Origin of the sequence: Bacillus sp. TH50, assembly GCF_016650565.1 — a bacterium.
Lineage (GTDB): Bacteria > Bacillota > Bacilli > Bacillales > Bacillaceae_G > Bacillus_A > Bacillus_A mycoides.
In genome coordinates, this window is sequence record NZ_JAEKFM010000003.1 from 1291603 (window position 1) to 1308534 (window position 16932).

The window sequence follows — 16932 nt, forward strand, 5'->3', positions numbered from 1 at the left end:
TTAAAGTTTATACTAATGATAGGTTTTAACAGACTTATTCTCCAATAATGAATTGTGAAATGAGCATTTCTAAATTTTCGGCTTTCTTTTTCATTTCATTAGATTTCTTCGTTATTTCTTGAATCAATGTGGCTTGTGCTTGAATTGATTGTACCGTTCGATTCGTTTCTTGTGCGACTTGTGTTGCAGTTTCAGAAACTATTGATAAAGAAGCATTCACTTCTTCTGTCCCAGCAGACATTTCTTCTGTAGCAGCAGACACTTCTTGAATTTGGGACGTTATTCTATTAATATCTTGCATAATAGATGAAAATGCGAGTTCTGCCTTATGTGCTGCTTCCTTACCACCGCTAGCCTGTTGTTGACCTTTTTTCATTACATGAACTGTATCCTGTGTATCTTGATGTATAAAACGTATTAAATTATTTATATCATTTACAGATGTTTTAGATTTCTCAGCCAGACCTCTTACTTCAGCTGCAACTACTGCAAATCCTTTTCCATTTTCTCCAGCGCGTGCTGCCTCAATTGCAGCATTTAAGGCGAGTAAATTCGTTTGTTCCGCAATATTAGTAATAACATCCAGCGCTTCTTCAATTTGTTGTGTCCGCGTAACAAGTCTATCAATGACCTTAGAAGTTTCTTCGACAACTTCATTCACACTATTCATTTGATGAATAGATTGTTTTATAACTTCACTACCAGAATTTGCTTGGTCTATTGTTGCAACAGCAACTTCAGCAACCATCGCTGAAGATTCAGCTACTGTTTGAACTCCAGTTGCAATTTCTTCCATCGAAGTTGAACTTTCTTGAATACTAGTCACTTGTCCCTCTATTTCTTTATTTATTTCAGAAGTAGTTCGAACAACCTCGTTTGATATATGTGCTGCCGTTTTCGTCTCTTGCAGCATATTTTCAGTTGAAGTAATCACTTCTTTCGCTGTAACCTTCACCTGACCGACTAATTGTTGCAAGTTATCTAACATACTATTAAAGGATTGTACAATAAGGCCTAATTCGTTCTCGGATTTATAAGAAGTTCGTATTGTTAAATCTCCAGCAGATACTCGTTCCATATCTTTTTGTAATAATACGATTGGTTTTTTTATAGCATTTTTTGTTAAATAACCAATAAAAATGATTATTATGATTCCTACAAATGAAATAATTACAAATGTTATTATTGTATTTTTTACACTATTAACATTCTCTTTTTGTAGTTGTTCAGCAGCGGTATTATTATATAAAATAAGTTCACGAATAGACTGAATTGTTTTTTCCATATTAGGGTCAATTTCTTTTAAATAATAGCTATACGCTTCTTCATTATTAGTCAGTCCCAATTCCTGTGCTTTCTCCATTTGTATTCTTAAATCTTTGAACTGACTTTGAAACGCATTATATAAGTCCTTTTCTTTATGAGAACTAATTCTAGTTTCAAATTGTTTTAATAACTCATCAGTTTCTTTCCTAGTCTTATCCATTTCTATTATTAGTTCTTTCATTCTTTTTTCATCTTTCGATATCATAATCTCCATAAAATTCATATTCACATGGTAAAAATTTGATTCTACAATTCCTATCCATTCAACTGGTAATAGCCTTTCGTCATACATACTAGAAGATGCTTTTTCACCTTTTTGAAGCCCTAAAAAACCCAGTGAAGATAACATGATACACGCCAAACTTGATATAATGACTAACACATTTAATTTCGTTCCAATTTTACTATTTTTAATAAAAGACAATAAATTCATTTCATCTATATATTATGTTTATACGTTTTATATTACAACAACAATCGGCATTTATCGACATTTTTTTGTATCAATCTTATAATTATATTAACTATATAAATCTATTCAAAGAACTTTGATTCTTATAATATCAAATATTAAAAAGTCTTATGGGAATTCCACAAGACTTTTAATAGAGTTACATTGTTTCTATGCAATTATGGTGAAAATTAAAGTGACTTATTAGTTCTTATAACTTCTTGATAGAGAATCGGTGACCACTTATCACTAACATAATCTTGAATAACCCAACCAACTCTTTTTGGATCCTCTTGTTTAATATATGCCGCAATTTCGGGATTTATATAAGAGGCATAATAATATGGACTATTCCATGCTGTACCACCAGAAGACAAGCTTGTAAAATTAATATATAGATGATTACAATCTTCACTGTTGTTAATCGTTTCATTTATCGTATCTTTAATAGATTTTACTTTCTCATCATAACTCACTTTATATTTATCTTGTACTGTTACATTTACATTTTGATTTGCAGTTGTCGTAAACGTCTCATTATCTGGCCAATAAAAATTATTATATCCTCCAGATTCATTACTACCACTGTATCTTTTTAGTAGCACAATTTTTCCTCGAGCATCTCCTAGTTTTATATTCCCTTCTGTTTTTAAAAAGATAGGATCAAGAAAATAATTTTTTTCAAACGTACTACTAAATGAATCTTCTGCCCCTTTCATATCCTCATACTCTTTTTTTAAAGACATAATAATCGTTTCACTTGGATTATCTTTTAAAAATTGTTTCGCTTCATTTATAAATTCATGCAATGTTAAATAAAGATATAATGGCCCATGATGAAGAACTATCGTATTATCATCTGTTAAACGCCCTCTAATATCAAAAATTCGTGCTCCATGATCCATTTGGTAACGAAAATCATATTCTTGCGTCATTCCCCATACTTGCTTTATCGGATTTTGCAACTTGAACGTTCCACTATCATGTGTTCCTGGAATTGAAATTCGTGCTAACGGTACGTTATCGGGTATAGGTTGCATCCATTTTGACCAGTTTTCAAGCCCATTATCAGCGCTAGCAGCAACTGCTTGCTTATCATTGAAAGCAAATACAAATGTGCTAAGTATAGTACTACATATGAATAATTTCAAAATAAACTTCTTATTGCTCATTTTTATCCCTCTCTTTTTCTGTTTTATATCAAACTTATTGAATATAATATAAGCTACTTAATAAAAAATAAATAATATTTCATAAATATGAAATATTATTTAGAAGTAAAATTAAAAAATCATTCACATATTCTCAATGCATTAGGAAAATTTAAAGTTCCTTTCTACTAGATAAATTATAGTAATCAACAACATAAACTTCAATGGGCTTTCATATGCAATATTTCATATTTACATCCTATATAGGTGTAAATAAAAAACTTATAATGATTATTTATTTTATATGTGCTAATATACTTACATTAAAATATTTACATTTGCATATTCTGAATTACATTACTCAACAGTTACACCTTACTTTTTTAGGAGGATTTACAATGAAATTATTAAAACTAAAACATATAATTCCTTTATCTGCAGTAGCACTTACATTCGTATGTAATCAAAGTACAGCTGAAGCTTCCACCATACATACAGTAAAAAAGAATGATACACTTTGGGGCATCAGTAAGCAATATGGCGTTTCCATTCAAGCCATTAAACAAGCGAATAATAAAGGAAACGATCAAGCTTTTATTGGAGAACAGTTACATATTCCAGGATCTATGAAATCAAATGAGGTTACAGTTCATCAAAACGAAAAAACTACGAACACTTCTGGACAAATTATTTACCAAGTACAACCGGGAGATTCATTAGAAACGATAGCAAAGCGCTACAACGTAACCGTTCAATCTATAAAACAAATTAACAACACAGTCGGTAACAAGCTTTATACAGGACAACATTTGAAAATTAATTCCAGTATTTCCAAAAAGGAAAAAAACTTAATGGCACGCTTAGTTACCGCTGAAGCAGGTGGCGAATCATATAAAGGAAAAGTAGCTGTAGCAAAAGTTATCCTAAATCGAGTAAATGCAAAAGGATTTCCAAATACAATAACAGGTGTTATTTATGAACCTATTAAATACGGATATGCATTTACCCCTGTTACAGATGGAAGAATTAATCAGCCTGCAAGCGCTGAAGCAAAAATGGCTGTAGAAGAGGCTATCTCCACAAATGGAATACATTCTGATTGGCTTTATTTCTACAACCCAAAAACATCAACAGACAAATGGATTACGACACGTCAAACAGTAGCTGTAATCGGTAACCATGCCTTCGCTAAATAAAACTATAATTCCCTTCTGATTTATGCACTTAACAACTTTTTCAAATGATTAACAGACCTTTTTACTGAAAAGGTCTGTTCTTTTTATATGTAGGCTTTTATGAATCATATGACAAAGTGATTATTTAAAACTATATCTCCTTTCAAATAAAAACATTTGTATTTCATCCACCACTCAGAGAAATTGAAAAAGTATAAAGTCCAAAAACTTTCTCTTTATTCATGAAAGCTATTTCTTAACTTCATAAAAGTGTTATACACTAGGAAAATAGTAAACAAACTATTCGTTAGCAGGTGAAAAAAAATGTATGATATTACAATTATCGGTGCTGGGGTGAGTAGCATTTTTATGGCTTATACATTAGCCAAAAGCAACAAAAAGGTTTTAATTCTTGATAAAGGTAAACCGTTAGAACATCGAAATTGTCCTTTAGACCAAGGGAAAACATGTAACTGTAATTCATGTGATAAGTATTTCGGTTTTGGTGGTTTAGGAAAATCAGAAGGGAAATTTAATTATACAAACGGATTTGGAGGCGAACTCGAGCAAAAAGTAGGTAAAGAAGGATTTATGCAACTCATGGCGGAAGTAGATGAAATTCTGTGTCAGTTTGGTGGAAGTTCAGTTTCAAAATATTCTACAGAAAATCCAACTCTCACTAAGAAGGCTGAGACATGTGGTTTACAAATGCTAACAACAGAAGTAAGGCATCTGGGTACTACACTTTCAAGTAATATTTTTCAGCAGCTCTATGAATTTTTACTTACCAAAATAGATATCCAATTTCATATAGATGTACAAAATATCGTTAAGCAGAAAGACCATTTTAAAATATATACAAATCAAAAAACTGTCCATTCTAAGAAATTAGTATTTGCAACCGGTCGTTCCGGGGCGGATTGGTTAAAAGAAATGTGCACTTCTCAAAATATTTCTCAGGAGCAAACTCGTGTAGATTTAGGTATTAGGGTAGAGATGAAAGAACATCAATTACGTTCTATATTAAAAGATACATTTGAGACGAAACTTTCTTATGAGCATGAACTTTTCACAGCTACTACTTACTGTATGAATCCAAAAGGACGCATTATTCGAAAGTACGAAGACGGCTTGATTATGCCTGACGGTCAAAATTTCCGAGAGCAAGAAACTGGCACTTCTAACTTAAATTTCACTTTATTTATCCCGCGCTATTTTCCAACTCTCAAAGAAGCAAATGTATACGCAAGTTCAATTATTAAAAACATTAACCAAGGACGAGATCGGATTGTTATACAACGTTTAGAGGACTTAATAAAGAAACAACCTACAGCGGAGAACACCATGAAACATAATCGTATACAGCCTACACTACACGGAGATTATGGAGACTTGAATAAAGAAATTCCTCCACTATATATTGAAGGACTCAAAAAATTTTTATTACGTTTAGAACAATTTATCCAAGAACCTATCGATCAAGATACTTTATTATATGGAATTGATGGGAAGTTCTACGCTCCTACAATAAAAATCAATAACCATTTTGAAACAAGTATGAATGGGCTATTTTTAATTGGAGATTGTTCAGGCGTCACTCATTCATTATCTCAAGCAGCTGCAAGTGGCCTGTATGTTGGAAAATACTTGTCTGACATTTAATTGCTATAATTTAGATACCAATCAAACATTTTGAGTTTCACCAGTACTTTACTTATGTAGTAATAGCAGGAATGAAATCCTTCCCGTGCTACTGATTAACCCACAAAGAATCGGGATTTTACATGATACATATTTAATATAACCATGTATGTAAAACTATTGACATTCAATTCTAACAAATTGAATGTCAATAGTTTTACAAGTCTCTATTCATTTTCACTTTTATTTGTTTGATATTTTGTAACATCGCCGTAGTGTTTAATATGTTAGGATGTCTATAAGTATTTTTTACTACAACTATGACTTTTTCTGCTCCGTTTCTAAAAAAATTAGATTTATGTTACTTCGCTTTAAAATTCTCCATTATATGTATATGAATACTTCAAATTATTACCTTTAGAAAAAGATAATCTAAATAGTTCACCACACTCTGATAGTTATAAAAATATAATATATAACATTAGTTAAATAAATTCTATAAAGAAGGTGTAAAAATGAAGAATAATATAAATTTACAACTGCAAAATATAAGCTTTATTATAATAATTGCTTTAGCAGTATGGTTAAAAACATATCTTATTACGCGATTCAGTTTTGATTTAAAAATTGAGTCTTCTACACAAGAACTTATTTTGTTTATTAGCCCTCTCGCTGCATCGTTAGCATTTGTTGGATTAGCATTATTTGCAACCGGTGAAAAGAGAAATTATATAGCGCTATGTATTAATCTCTTATTAACAATCGTACTTGTTGGGAATGTAATGTTCTATGATTTTTATAATGATTTCGTTACGTTACCAGTACTTGGACAAACATCAAACTTCGGCCAATTAGGCGGCAGTATTATAGAAATATTGAACTACAAAATTATACTCGCATTCGTAGACATTATTTTCTTCTTTATTTTATTAAAAAAGAAAGCAATAGTCTTTAAAACAGAACGTGTAACTCATTCTGCACGCTTATTATATTTTCTTTTAACAATTGGTGTATTTTTTGCAAATCTACAGCTTGCAGAAAAAGAACGACCTGAATTATTAACGAGATCCTTCGACCGCGTAATGCTTGTGAAAAATTTAGGACTATACACTCATCAAGTATATGATTTAACACTACAAGTAAAAGCTGGATCCCAAAAGGCACTTGCAGATAGTAGTAAATTACAAGAAACTGAAAACTACGTAAAATCAAACCAAAGTGAACCAAATCCTAATATGTTTGGTGCAGCGAAAGGAAAAAACGTAATTGTCGTTACTCTTGAATCCTTGCAAACCTTTTTAATAGGTGCATCCGTCAATGGTCAAGAAGTTACACCGTTCTTGAATGAATTCATAAATGAAAGCTATTACTTTGATAACTTTTTCCACCAAACTGGTCAAGGAAAAACATCAGATTCTGAATTTCTAATAGATACATCGTTGTATCCATTAAATCGAGGAGCTGTATTTTTCACGCACGGTAACAACGATTATACTGCGACTCCAGAAATTTTACGTCAGCAAGGCTATTTCACTTCTGTATTCCATGCGAATAACGCAACATTTTGGAATCGTAATATTATGTACTCTGCTCTTGGTTATGATCGTTACTATAATGAACTTGATTACAAAATCACGCCAGAAACAAATTTAAATTGGGGATTAAAAGATATCGAATACTTTGATCAATCAGTAGATATATTAAAAACTGTTGATCAACCATTTTACGCTCGTTTCCTTACTTTAACAAACCATTATCCATTTACGTATGATGAAGATACAAAATTCATTGAACCATACAACTCTGGTAATGGCGTATTTGATCGTTACATCGTAACAGCACGTTACTTAGACGAATCAATTAAAAAATTTATTGAGCGTTTAAAAGCCGAGGGAATGTATGATGATTCTATTATTGTGTTATACGGTGATCATTATGGCATTTCTGAAAAACATAATCGCGCAATGGCACATTTTTTAGAAAAAGATCAAATAACAGAATTTGATACTTTAAATTTACAACGCACACCTTTATATATTCATATCCCTGGCCAAACAGAAGGTCAAACTATTTCAAAGCCTACGGGACAAATCGATATGAAACCTACTATTCTAAATTTATTAGGGATTGATACTACTAACGATATCCGTTTTGGCCATGATATGTTTTCAGATGAATATGCCGGTTTTGTTGTTTTACGTGATGGTAGCTTTATTACAGACAAGTATGCATATACAAATCATGCTTTTTATAATCGAGAAACAGGTGAGGTTGTAGATTTACCAAAAAAAGAAGCTCAAGAAATGATTAACCGTGCACAAAATGAATTACGAATGTCTGACAAAATTATTGAAGGCGATTTATTACGTTTCTCAGAAAGTAATAAAATTAAAACTGGAGAAGTAAAAACTAAAATTAAAGAAACTGAAAAATAATCTATATGGCAAAGGAGTAACTTATTAAAAGTTGCTCCCTTTTTACTTTCTTATAACACATGGTGCAATTTTATATAAAAAACCTGATATATTTTACTTTTATTCTACGATTGTTTCTAAAGGTAAATCTGTATAGGAATTATCCTCACCTATATTCAAGATTACTTCACATTGACGTAATCTTAATTCAAAGAGCGTTATAGGATCATGATAAAATTCAGGGTTTGATTTCATTTTATGCAGTTTATCTTGTTTTTCTTTTATTTCTAAATGAGTGTTTTTTACAGCTTGTTCCAACGAGCCAAATGGATTTCTAAAGAACATATTAATATCCCGCTCTTGTGTGTTTTCAAATAGCTCAAACTGCAAGAAAAATTTCTTCATAATAGAAGCCGTTACATCGGTATAATCTTCATTTTCTAAATACTGTTTGTATTTGTTATATAGCATAGCTTTATTTTTAGGAATAACTCCAAATAATTTTCCGGCACTTTTCAGTAAAAATTGTGCTGGCGTAAATCGGCGTAAAATATTTACTTCTTCCATTTGTATTCTAGTTGTCATTCTATCAGTATCTCTGCGCCAGTCATCAATTACTTTAAAGTCACATTCTAACTGTATTCGATTTTCTCCAAATAAAGAATTAAGTCCTTCACTGGTTTCTGCTAAGTACAATTGACTTTGAAGGAGCTCGTTATTAGAAGTCGCAATCCAATTTTGCATAGAGCGAGCAAGATTAGGTAATACAGTTTGTTCTAGATATTGTTGCACCCTTTCATTCATCGCTGTATTTAGTTCAATATCAATGTGACTAAAATCACTTTCTTCACTAATTAAATCGGAACAACTCTGCAATAGTTTCGGAATATGTTCTGTAAGATCATTAGTAATTTCGTTTTTCATTGTACGATATGCTTCTGTAATTAAATGAATTTTTTCCTTCTCAAAAGCAGTAAGGTTATTAATACAAGCATTTAGTTTAACTAACATATCTTCATTCCAATTAATAGAATCCACTAGATTATTTTCCCTCTCGACACGTTTATCCAAAAGATATGTAATTGTTTTTCGAATGAAAAACAATAGCTTTTCAGTACGTTCTGCATCGATATTTTTATGGTTAAAGTTAAAATGAATAAACTCAGTTAAATCGTTTAGTTGTTTACTATTTGTATATAACGAAGAATAAGGGAGAACTCTTGCATTAGGGAAATATGTATTTATTCTCACTTGCGTATCTTGTATAACTCTTTTTGCTTCTGCTTCATTGTAAATGTTATCGATTTTATTTAATAAGAAATGAACTTGTAGATTTGGTGTATGTTCTTGGATACTTAATAGAATGTCACGTTCTTTGTCAGTAAAAGGTGAATCCGTATTCAATACGAATAATAATTCATCTACAGAGTTTAAATATTCAAACACCTCATCTCTCGCGTCATTGTTCCTATTAAAGCTAGGTGTAACAACGAATGTAAGTTTATTTTTACTTAAAAACCTGCATGGTAATTTAAATTCAACACATGCTCTATCTCTATATGTTTGACGGTGCACTGCCATCATGTTATGGAAATCAGAGAAATTCTCAGTTGTTGTAATTTCCGAATCTGTTATAGCGTTAATTTCTGTATAAGCGTCATTTTTAAAAACAACTACATTTGAGATTGAGTTTTCTAATATATTTTCTCCTAAAATAGAGTTAATAAATGAAGCTTTTCCGTTCCCTGAAGTTCCAGTTACTAATAGGCGATTTGTTCTTAAATCTGCAAGCTCACCAACTAACCAGCTAAATCGGTGACCCATTTCTAAATCATGTTCTTGTGCCCAGTGTGTAATAGATTCAAAAAGATGTAAACTATACTCTAAGCCATTCACATGATTAATAGAATATGACAGTAGGTCTTCTGCATCTTTTATATCCGCTGAATCTATTTTAGAAGGAAAAATCTCATCCCATGCCAATACTGCTGCAGATGGAAATACAGCATGAGAGGGATTGACTACCTTTAACCAATTTGTTAACAGGTTTGGAATGATATCGTGTAATTGTCTAAGCATATATTGACCTTGAATTAATTCAAAGTATGTTTCTTCGTAAAGAGAAGAAATTTCGTCCCATATATCGGACGAATGTATTTCGATATGTATGAAAAATTCATTTATTGTGTTGAGCCATAATAAGTAATTTTGTTCATCTTTATAGCTGTGCCAAAGTGATGAAACAATTTGCGTAAATTGTACTTGATCTACATTATTTAATGTAACTAATACTTTATAAAAATAGTCTGGTGAAATATTTTTAGTAAATCCTTTATCGATATATTCTTTTAGAACCTCAAACCACGGATAAGATTCTGTTCGAATTAACTCGTTCACAGCAAGCTCTACTGCACTATCAAAATCTTGCTGTTCTTCATAAAAGGAACGGGCAATTATTGTGACGTTTGGATAATCAGGATTTAAAGAAACTGCTTCTTTAATAGCAGCGAAAGCTGCATCAAAATTATTTTGCTCGATATAAAGAGACAGTAGTTGCAGTACAATTTCGGTCATCAGTATTTTGTTATCAGTATTAATAGAAGTATACACGTTTTCAGCAACTGATAATTGGTTAAGTTCGAAGTAAGCATCCGCAATATTTTTTTGTGCCCATGGCGCTAATTCATTACTAACTTTCTCCCATTTAAAAATAGCTGCTTCAAAATCTTGATGGTGATAATAAAATTCACCTTGTGCAAAACGAATATTAGATCCATCAGAAATCTCATTTTTTTCTTCGTTTACATAAGCTTCTCCAAGTACTTGAAGAGGTGGATGTGTTTCATTCTCCATTAGGAATGTTTCATAATACATCTTTTTTATTAATTGTTTTTCTAATCTCATCTTTTCCCCCACTATATCTCAAATTACATTTTTTGAGATATGTCAATACTTTTTTGTATGTATGCTTTTTATCTTAACAAAGAATTCCTTTTGAAAAATTTCATTTTCCTTTCATTTTTCAAGTAAGATTGAATTTTTATGAGAAAAGTTTCAGTTTTTTTGCAATTCCCTTTCAGTTGTGAAACAACATTAAATGTTCCTAATAGCTTAATACGACTATAATACCCTACATCAAATTATTAGGAACACCGAATATAAAGTACATTATAAAAACAATCTATACTGAATATATATCCACAGTTTACTTCGCTGATAAATAAAATAACCCACCAAATAATGGTTGTTAGATGAACCAAGATACTACATCACGATAACTTAAAAACAGTACTATTAGTTAGCAGCTATCAATACAATATCTTTCTCAAATTGTTTTTCTTTAAAATATTTCAGTATTTATGTAATTAAATTCCATTAACCTATATAAATAACTAGTCCAAAAAAATATATATGCATATCATGTTATAGTAAAGAATTTAGGAAATCCTAAAAAGGAGGCATTTTCATGTTTGAAGATAAATCTAAAATAAATTACCCATATGAATTTACAGAAACTACAACAGTTCCTCTAGAGAACCCCATTGATAAAAAATTCAAGAACGGCACAGATACACATAATTTCCCAATTAAGAAACACTACAAAGAACAGGTGCTATATACTGAAAAAATTAATAATAAAAATAAAAATAAAAATAAATAATTGTATAGATCCTTATAACAATTAACCAAATAAAAATCAATATTTGGCCATGCATAGTTACGTTTTTAACAATGTGTAAATCTTCATTATACAATTCACGCACCTTTTAAAAAGTGCTGATATACAGCGCTTTTTTATACATAGATAAATTAAAGCTGTCTTATCCTAGAAATAAACTACCTTACAACCTTAAGTATGATTGCTCAAATTTGAATAAACTGTAAAATCACTCCACCCTATTCTCGTTTAACAATTAATTCTACATATTAAAAGGGAGCAACATTAATATGTTGCTCCCCTCTTACATCTAATTTTATTATCCCTACATAACCCTCTTAAACATCTTCTCCAACTCATAAGTAGAATGATGCACCAGAATCGGTCTTCCATGCGGACATGTATATGGGTTTGTTGTTGTACGAAGTTCTTCAAGTAAAGCGAATATTTGATCGTTCGTTAAATATTGATTTGCTTTAATCGATGCTTTACAGCTCATCATAATAGCTGCTTCTTCACGTAATTTTTTAATATCAACTTTTTTTAGTTTGACGACTTGCTCCATCATCTCATCAATGATTTCTGTTTCTTGTCCTTTCGGGAACCACGTTGGATGCGAACGAACGATAAAGGATTGATGGCCAAACTGCTCTAAAAATAGTCCGACTTTTTTTAGTTCTTCTAACTGCTCTTCGACACGTAAAAATTCGGTAAGAGATAAATCTATGCGGTACGGTACAAGTAATTCTTGTACTTCTTGCGTAACTCGTCCCACTTTATCACGGAAATATTCATAATTGATGCGCTCCTGCGCAGCATGCTGATCAATCATATATAGCCCGTTATCATTTTGAGCGAAAATATATGTTCCATGCATCTGTCCAATTGGATAAAGCGGCGGTAAGTCATTACCGTTCATTTCAATCTCTTCTATCTCCCCGACTTCTTCTTCCAATTCCTCTAGTTCAAAATCGTCATCGTTGCTAGTCCATTCCTTTTCCTCTCGAACCGTTTCTTCTATTACCGGCTTAGAGGATGGCTGCCAGCTTTGCTCTTCTCTTACGAGTGACTGTGGTGGTTGCCATTCTTGCTTCGGCGGTTGCCACAGTTGTGCTGGTTGTTTTACAGTCGTTGTTTCTTCTTGTTTCTCATCCATTCCTGTTGGTAAAACGATATTAGGCATAGATGATTCTCTCGGTTTTGTATGCTCAAACTTGAACTGTTCTTGCACACTTTCATCTTTTTCTTTTTTCTTCGTTGTTACACCAGCATCTGGAATGAGTTGTATTTTTTTGAATGCCGATTGCAATGTTTCTTCGATAAGCTTTAGCAATTCTTGTTCTTTACTAAAGCGTACTTCTAATTTTGCTGGATGTACGTTGACATCAACAAGCATTGGATCCATTTCAATTGATAAGAAGCCGATTGGGTATCGTCCGATTGGCAATAACGTATGATATCCTTGCTGAATTGCTTTCATTAATACGAAATTTCGAACGTAACGGCCATTTACAATCGTTGACATATAGTTACGCGACGCTCTCGTTACTTCTGGTAATGTTACATATCCTTTAATTGTAAAGTCTAGAGATTCAGCTTCAATCGGAATAAGCTTCTTCGCAACTTGAATGCTGTAAATCGATGCAAGTACTTGTCTTACATCACCGTTTCCTGATGTATGAAGCAATTTCTTTTCATTATGAAACAGTTTTAACGATACTTCTGGGTGAGACATTGCAATACGATACACGATATCTGTAATGTTCCCAAGCTCTGTATGAATAGTTTTCATATATTTAAGACGCGCTGGTGTATTAAAGAATAAGTTTTGTACTGTAATATCTGTTCCTTTTCGGCTTGCCGTTTTCTCTTGTTTTATAATGTCTCCACCTTTAATACTAAGGTGTGTACCAGGCGCATCACCTGTGCTCGTAATTAATTCTAATTCACTCACTGAGGCAATACTCGGCAGGGCCTCTCCGCGGAAACCGAGCGTTCTTATACGAAATAAATCATTTTCATCTTTAATTTTACTCGTTGCGTGTCGTTCAAATGCAACGATACAATCTTCTTCAGCAATACCATCTCCATTATCGATGATGCGAATCTTCGATAATCCAGCTTCTTCTAAGTGGATTTCAATAGATGTACTATTCGCATCGATGGAATTTTCCACGAGTTCTTTTACAACTGAGGCAGGGCGCTCTACTACTTCCCCTGCCGCAATTAAGTTAGAGAGTTGATCATCGAGTTTGCGAATTTTCCCCATCTACTTACTCATCCTTTCTTTAACTTTTTCTGTAAACGATACAGCTCATTCATCGCTTCTAAAGGCGTCATATCGAGTAAATCAATCTTTTTAATTTGTGCAAGTACTGCCGTTTCTTTTGGATTTAGCACAGGCTTGTCTTGATTTTCCGAAGACTGTTCTCCTCCAAAGAAAGATAGTTGTGAATCTTCTTCAGTCTCTTCTTTCTTTTCTTGTATTTCTGCCGGTTCTTCTTTTACAACAACTGGTTTTGGAGCGACTTCTGGTACTTTCACTTCTACTCGTTTCGGAATAACAATTTCTTCCTGTCCTTCTAGTTGTGCTAACACTTCTTTCGCGCGAGCGATTAAGCTCTCTGGAAGCTCGGCAAGTTGAGCAACGTGAATTCCGTAACTTTTATCAGCCGCTCCATCTTGAATTTTATGAAGGAAAACTACTTTTCCATTCTCTTCAATTGCTGAAACATGTACATTCTTTAGTTGGTCTAAACTTTCTTCTAACACTGTTAATTCATGATAATGTGTAGAGAATAATGTTTTCGCACCAATTTGGTCATGAATATGTTCAATGATTGCTTGCGCAAGTGCCATACCATCATACGTAGATGTACCGCGTCCAATTTCATCGAATAAAATTAAACTTCTCTCTGATGCATTTGCAATTGCATTTTTCGCTTCTAACATTTCAACCATAAATGTACTTTGACCTGAGATTAAATCATCCGCTGCACCAATTCTCGTAAAGATTTGATCGAAGACAGGTAATACTGCTTCTGTCGCTGGTACAAAACAACCAATTTGTGACATAACAGTAACAAGTGCTAATTGTCTCATATACGTACTTTTACCAGACATGTTCGGTCCTGTAATTAAAAAGACATCCATCTTCTCCGGCATAATACAATCATTCGGTACATACAATTTCCCGTTCAATACTTTTTCAACGACAGGATGACGACCATCTTTAATAAAGATTTCGCGCTTATTTGTTAAAACAGGTTTTACAAACTGCTCTTCTTCACTAACTGTCGCAAAGCTTTGCAGTACGTCTAGTTCACTAATTACTTTCGCTAAATGCTGTAATTTCGGAATGAATACTTTTACTTCTTCGCGAAGTGCTGTAAATAAATCGTATTCTAATTGTACAATTTTCTCTTCTGCTTCTAAGATTAATGTTTCTTTTTCTTTTAGCTCATCTGTTATGAAACGCTCTGCATTTGCAAGTGTTTGTTTACGCTCATAGCGCCCTTCTGGAAGTGCTGCAAGATTAGCCTTCGTCACTTCAATATAGTAGCCGAAAATACGGTTGTACCCAATTTTTAATGATTTAACCCCTGTAATATCACGCTCTCGTTTTTCAAGCTCAGCAATCCACGTTTTTCCGTTTTTACTAACGTAACGATATTGATCAAGCTTATCATTATAGCCATCTTTAATAATATCTCCATCTTTAATAGAAAGCGGTGGGTTTTCTTGAATACTTCTTCCTAGTAATTCAGTTAAGCTCTCACATGGATCTGCACCTTGAATTAACCTTGCTGCATAAGCATTATCTAAAAGACTAATCGCTTCTAAAATAGCTGGTACTTGCAGTAAAGAACGTCTTAATTGTAATAAGTCCCGTGCATTTACATTACCAAATGCAACTTTCCCTGCTAAACGCTCTAAATCATATACTTCTTTTAACTTTTCTTTTAAATCTTCACGTAAGAAGTAATCATTTACAAACGTTTCAACCATTTCTAAACGCTCTTCAACTTTTTCTTTCTGGATAAGCGGACGTTCCATCCACTGTTTTAACATACGCCCACCCATAGCCGTTTTTGTTTTGTCTAATAGCCATAATAATGAGCCTGTCTTTTCCTTCGTGCGAAGAGTCTCTGTTAACTCTAAATTACGTTTTGAATGCACATCAATTTTCATAAATTGATTCGTGTAATAAATTTCTACTGGTTGCAAGTGATCTAACGAACGTTTTTGTGTTCTTATCACATAGTTAAATAAGCGTCCAATTGCTTTAATTAATTTTGCTTGGGAAACACTTTTCACAAGATGTTCTAATCCTTCTGGAATAGTTGTTGCATCTTCATACGAAATCGTCATTTTTAATGTTTCAGTTAACTTATTTAATTCATCTTTTGAAAATGTAGAATCTACAACAATTTCTTTTGAACCAGTCGCATACACTTCTAATAAAATATCTTCTACTGAACCAGTTAATAACGTCACTGTATTTTGTCCAGTCGTTAAGTCATTACAAGCTAGCGCATAAGATCCATCTTCGAAATGTGTTAATGCTGCTAAGAAGTTATTCTCCTTCTCGTCTATTGTACGCCCTTCCATCATCGTTCCTGGCGTAATTAGTTGTACTACTTCACGACGTACTACACCTTTAGCTGTTTTTGGGTCTTCCACTTGCTCACAAACAGCTACTTTATATCCTTTTTCAACAAGTTGTTCAATATAATTTTTAGCTGCATGATGCGGTACACCACACATCGGTATACGTTCACTACTACCACCATCTCGGCTCGTTAATGTAATTTCAAGTTCATGAGCTGCTTTAACCGCATCTTCAAAGAACATTTCATAAAAATCACCTAATCGGAAAAATAAAAAGGCATCTTGATAGTCTGCCTTAACCTTTAAGTATTGCTGTATCATAGGCGTATATTGCGTCATGTCTTTCCTCCATAATTCTTACATAATAATCTATATTCATATATGTCACACTTCACGGACATCCATATCTCCTATTCCAGGAGTCTCTCCTCATTATAGCACATTTCATAAGGAATCATGTTCATGCAGAACCACTTATGTACTGTAAAAAGCTAGGAAGAACTTC

General features: G+C 32.7%; 9 protein-coding genes. 4 read left to right on the plus strand and 5 right to left on the minus strand.

Annotated features, from left to right (window positions below; all coding sequences use genetic code 11):
* Positions 1-34 precede the first annotated feature (34 nt).
* Both JFU23_RS06695 and JFU23_RS06700 read right to left on the minus strand, forming a co-directional pair.
* Positions 35-1759, minus strand: a complete 1725-nt coding sequence (locus tag JFU23_RS06695; RefSeq protein ID WP_374191744.1) for a methyl-accepting chemotaxis protein — start codon at positions 1757-1759, stop codon at positions 35-37.
* A 209-nt stretch (positions 1760-1968) separates the two neighbouring features.
* Entirely contained in the window at positions 1969-2949 is a 981-nt protein-coding gene (locus tag JFU23_RS06700; protein WP_201031659.1) for a phosphatidylinositol-specific phospholipase C, read from the minus strand.
* Positions 2950-3152: 203 nt separating this feature from the next.
* Between JFU23_RS06700 and JFU23_RS06705 the strand changes: the two genes are divergently transcribed.
* From JFU23_RS06705 to JFU23_RS06715, 3 genes are all read left to right on the plus strand, one after another.
* Positions 3153-4124, plus strand: a complete 972-nt coding sequence (locus JFU23_RS06705) for a LysM peptidoglycan-binding domain-containing protein (protein ID WP_201031660.1) — start codon at positions 3153-3155, stop codon at positions 4122-4124.
* 303 nt (positions 4125-4427) lie between these two features.
* Complete coding sequence (locus tag JFU23_RS06710) at positions 4428-5765, plus strand: NAD(P)-binding protein (protein ID WP_201031661.1); 1338 nt, start codon at positions 4428-4430, stop codon at positions 5763-5765.
* Between the two features lie 494 nt (positions 5766-6259).
* Positions 6260-8179 carry an LTA synthase family protein gene (locus JFU23_RS06715; protein ID WP_201031662.1) on the plus strand — a complete coding sequence of 640 codons (1920 nt, stop codon included), beginning with the start codon at positions 6260-6262 and terminating at the stop codon, positions 8177-8179.
* A 99-nt stretch (positions 8180-8278) separates the two neighbouring features.
* On the opposite strand, the gene JFU23_RS06720 is transcribed toward JFU23_RS06715, so the two are convergent.
* On the minus strand, positions 8279-11062 hold the full coding sequence (locus tag JFU23_RS06720) for a dynamin family protein (RefSeq protein ID WP_201031663.1): 2784 nt from the start codon (positions 11060-11062) through the stop codon (positions 8279-8281).
* Between the two features lie 562 nt (positions 11063-11624).
* Here JFU23_RS06720 and JFU23_RS06725 point away from each other — a divergent pair.
* Entirely contained in the window at positions 11625-11819 is a 195-nt protein-coding gene (locus JFU23_RS06725) for a hypothetical protein (protein WP_201031664.1), read from the plus strand.
* 322 nt (positions 11820-12141) lie between these two features.
* Here JFU23_RS06725 and mutL read toward each other — a convergent pair whose 3' ends face one another.
* Positions 12142-14085 (minus strand): DNA mismatch repair endonuclease MutL, encoded by a 1944-nt coding sequence (mutL, locus tag JFU23_RS06730; protein ID WP_201031665.1) that lies wholly within the window; start codon positions 14083-14085, stop codon positions 12142-12144.
* An 8-nt stretch (positions 14086-14093) separates the two neighbouring features.
* Positions 14094-16766 carry a DNA mismatch repair protein MutS gene (gene mutS / locus JFU23_RS06735; protein WP_201031666.1) on the minus strand — a complete coding sequence of 891 codons (2673 nt, stop codon included), beginning with the start codon at positions 16764-16766 and terminating at the stop codon, positions 14094-14096.
* Positions 16767-16932: the final 166 nt, after the last annotated feature.

What these genes read in the sequence shown, in the direction of transcription:
- JFU23_RS06695 (WP_374191744.1), bottom strand. Translation starts at nt 1,759, where the DNA reads ATGAATTTATTGTCTTTTATTAAAAATAGTAAAATTGGAACGAAATTA.
- mutL (WP_201031665.1), bottom strand. Translation starts at nt 14,085, where the DNA reads ATGGGGAAAATTCGCAAACTCGATGATCAACTCTCTAACTTAATTGCG.
- JFU23_RS06700 (WP_201031659.1), bottom strand. Translation starts at nt 2,949, where the DNA reads ATGAGCAATAAGAAGTTTATTTTGAAATTATTCATATGTAGTACTATA.
- JFU23_RS06705 (WP_201031660.1), top strand. Translation starts at nt 3,153, where the DNA reads ATGGGCTTTCATATGCAATATTTCATATTTACATCCTATATAGGTGTA.
- JFU23_RS06715 (WP_201031662.1), top strand. Translation starts at nt 6,260, where the DNA reads ATGAAGAATAATATAAATTTACAACTGCAAAATATAAGCTTTATTATA.
- JFU23_RS06710 (WP_201031661.1), top strand. Translation starts at nt 4,428, where the DNA reads ATGTATGATATTACAATTATCGGTGCTGGGGTGAGTAGCATTTTTATG.
- JFU23_RS06725 (WP_201031664.1), top strand. Translation starts at nt 11,625, where the DNA reads ATGTTTGAAGATAAATCTAAAATAAATTACCCATATGAATTTACAGAA.
- JFU23_RS06720 (WP_201031663.1), bottom strand. Translation starts at nt 11,062, where the DNA reads ATGAGATTAGAAAAACAATTAATAAAAAAGATGTATTATGAAACATTC.
- mutS (WP_201031666.1), bottom strand. Translation starts at nt 16,766, where the DNA reads ATGACGCAATATACGCCTATGATACAGCAATACTTAAAGGTTAAGGCA.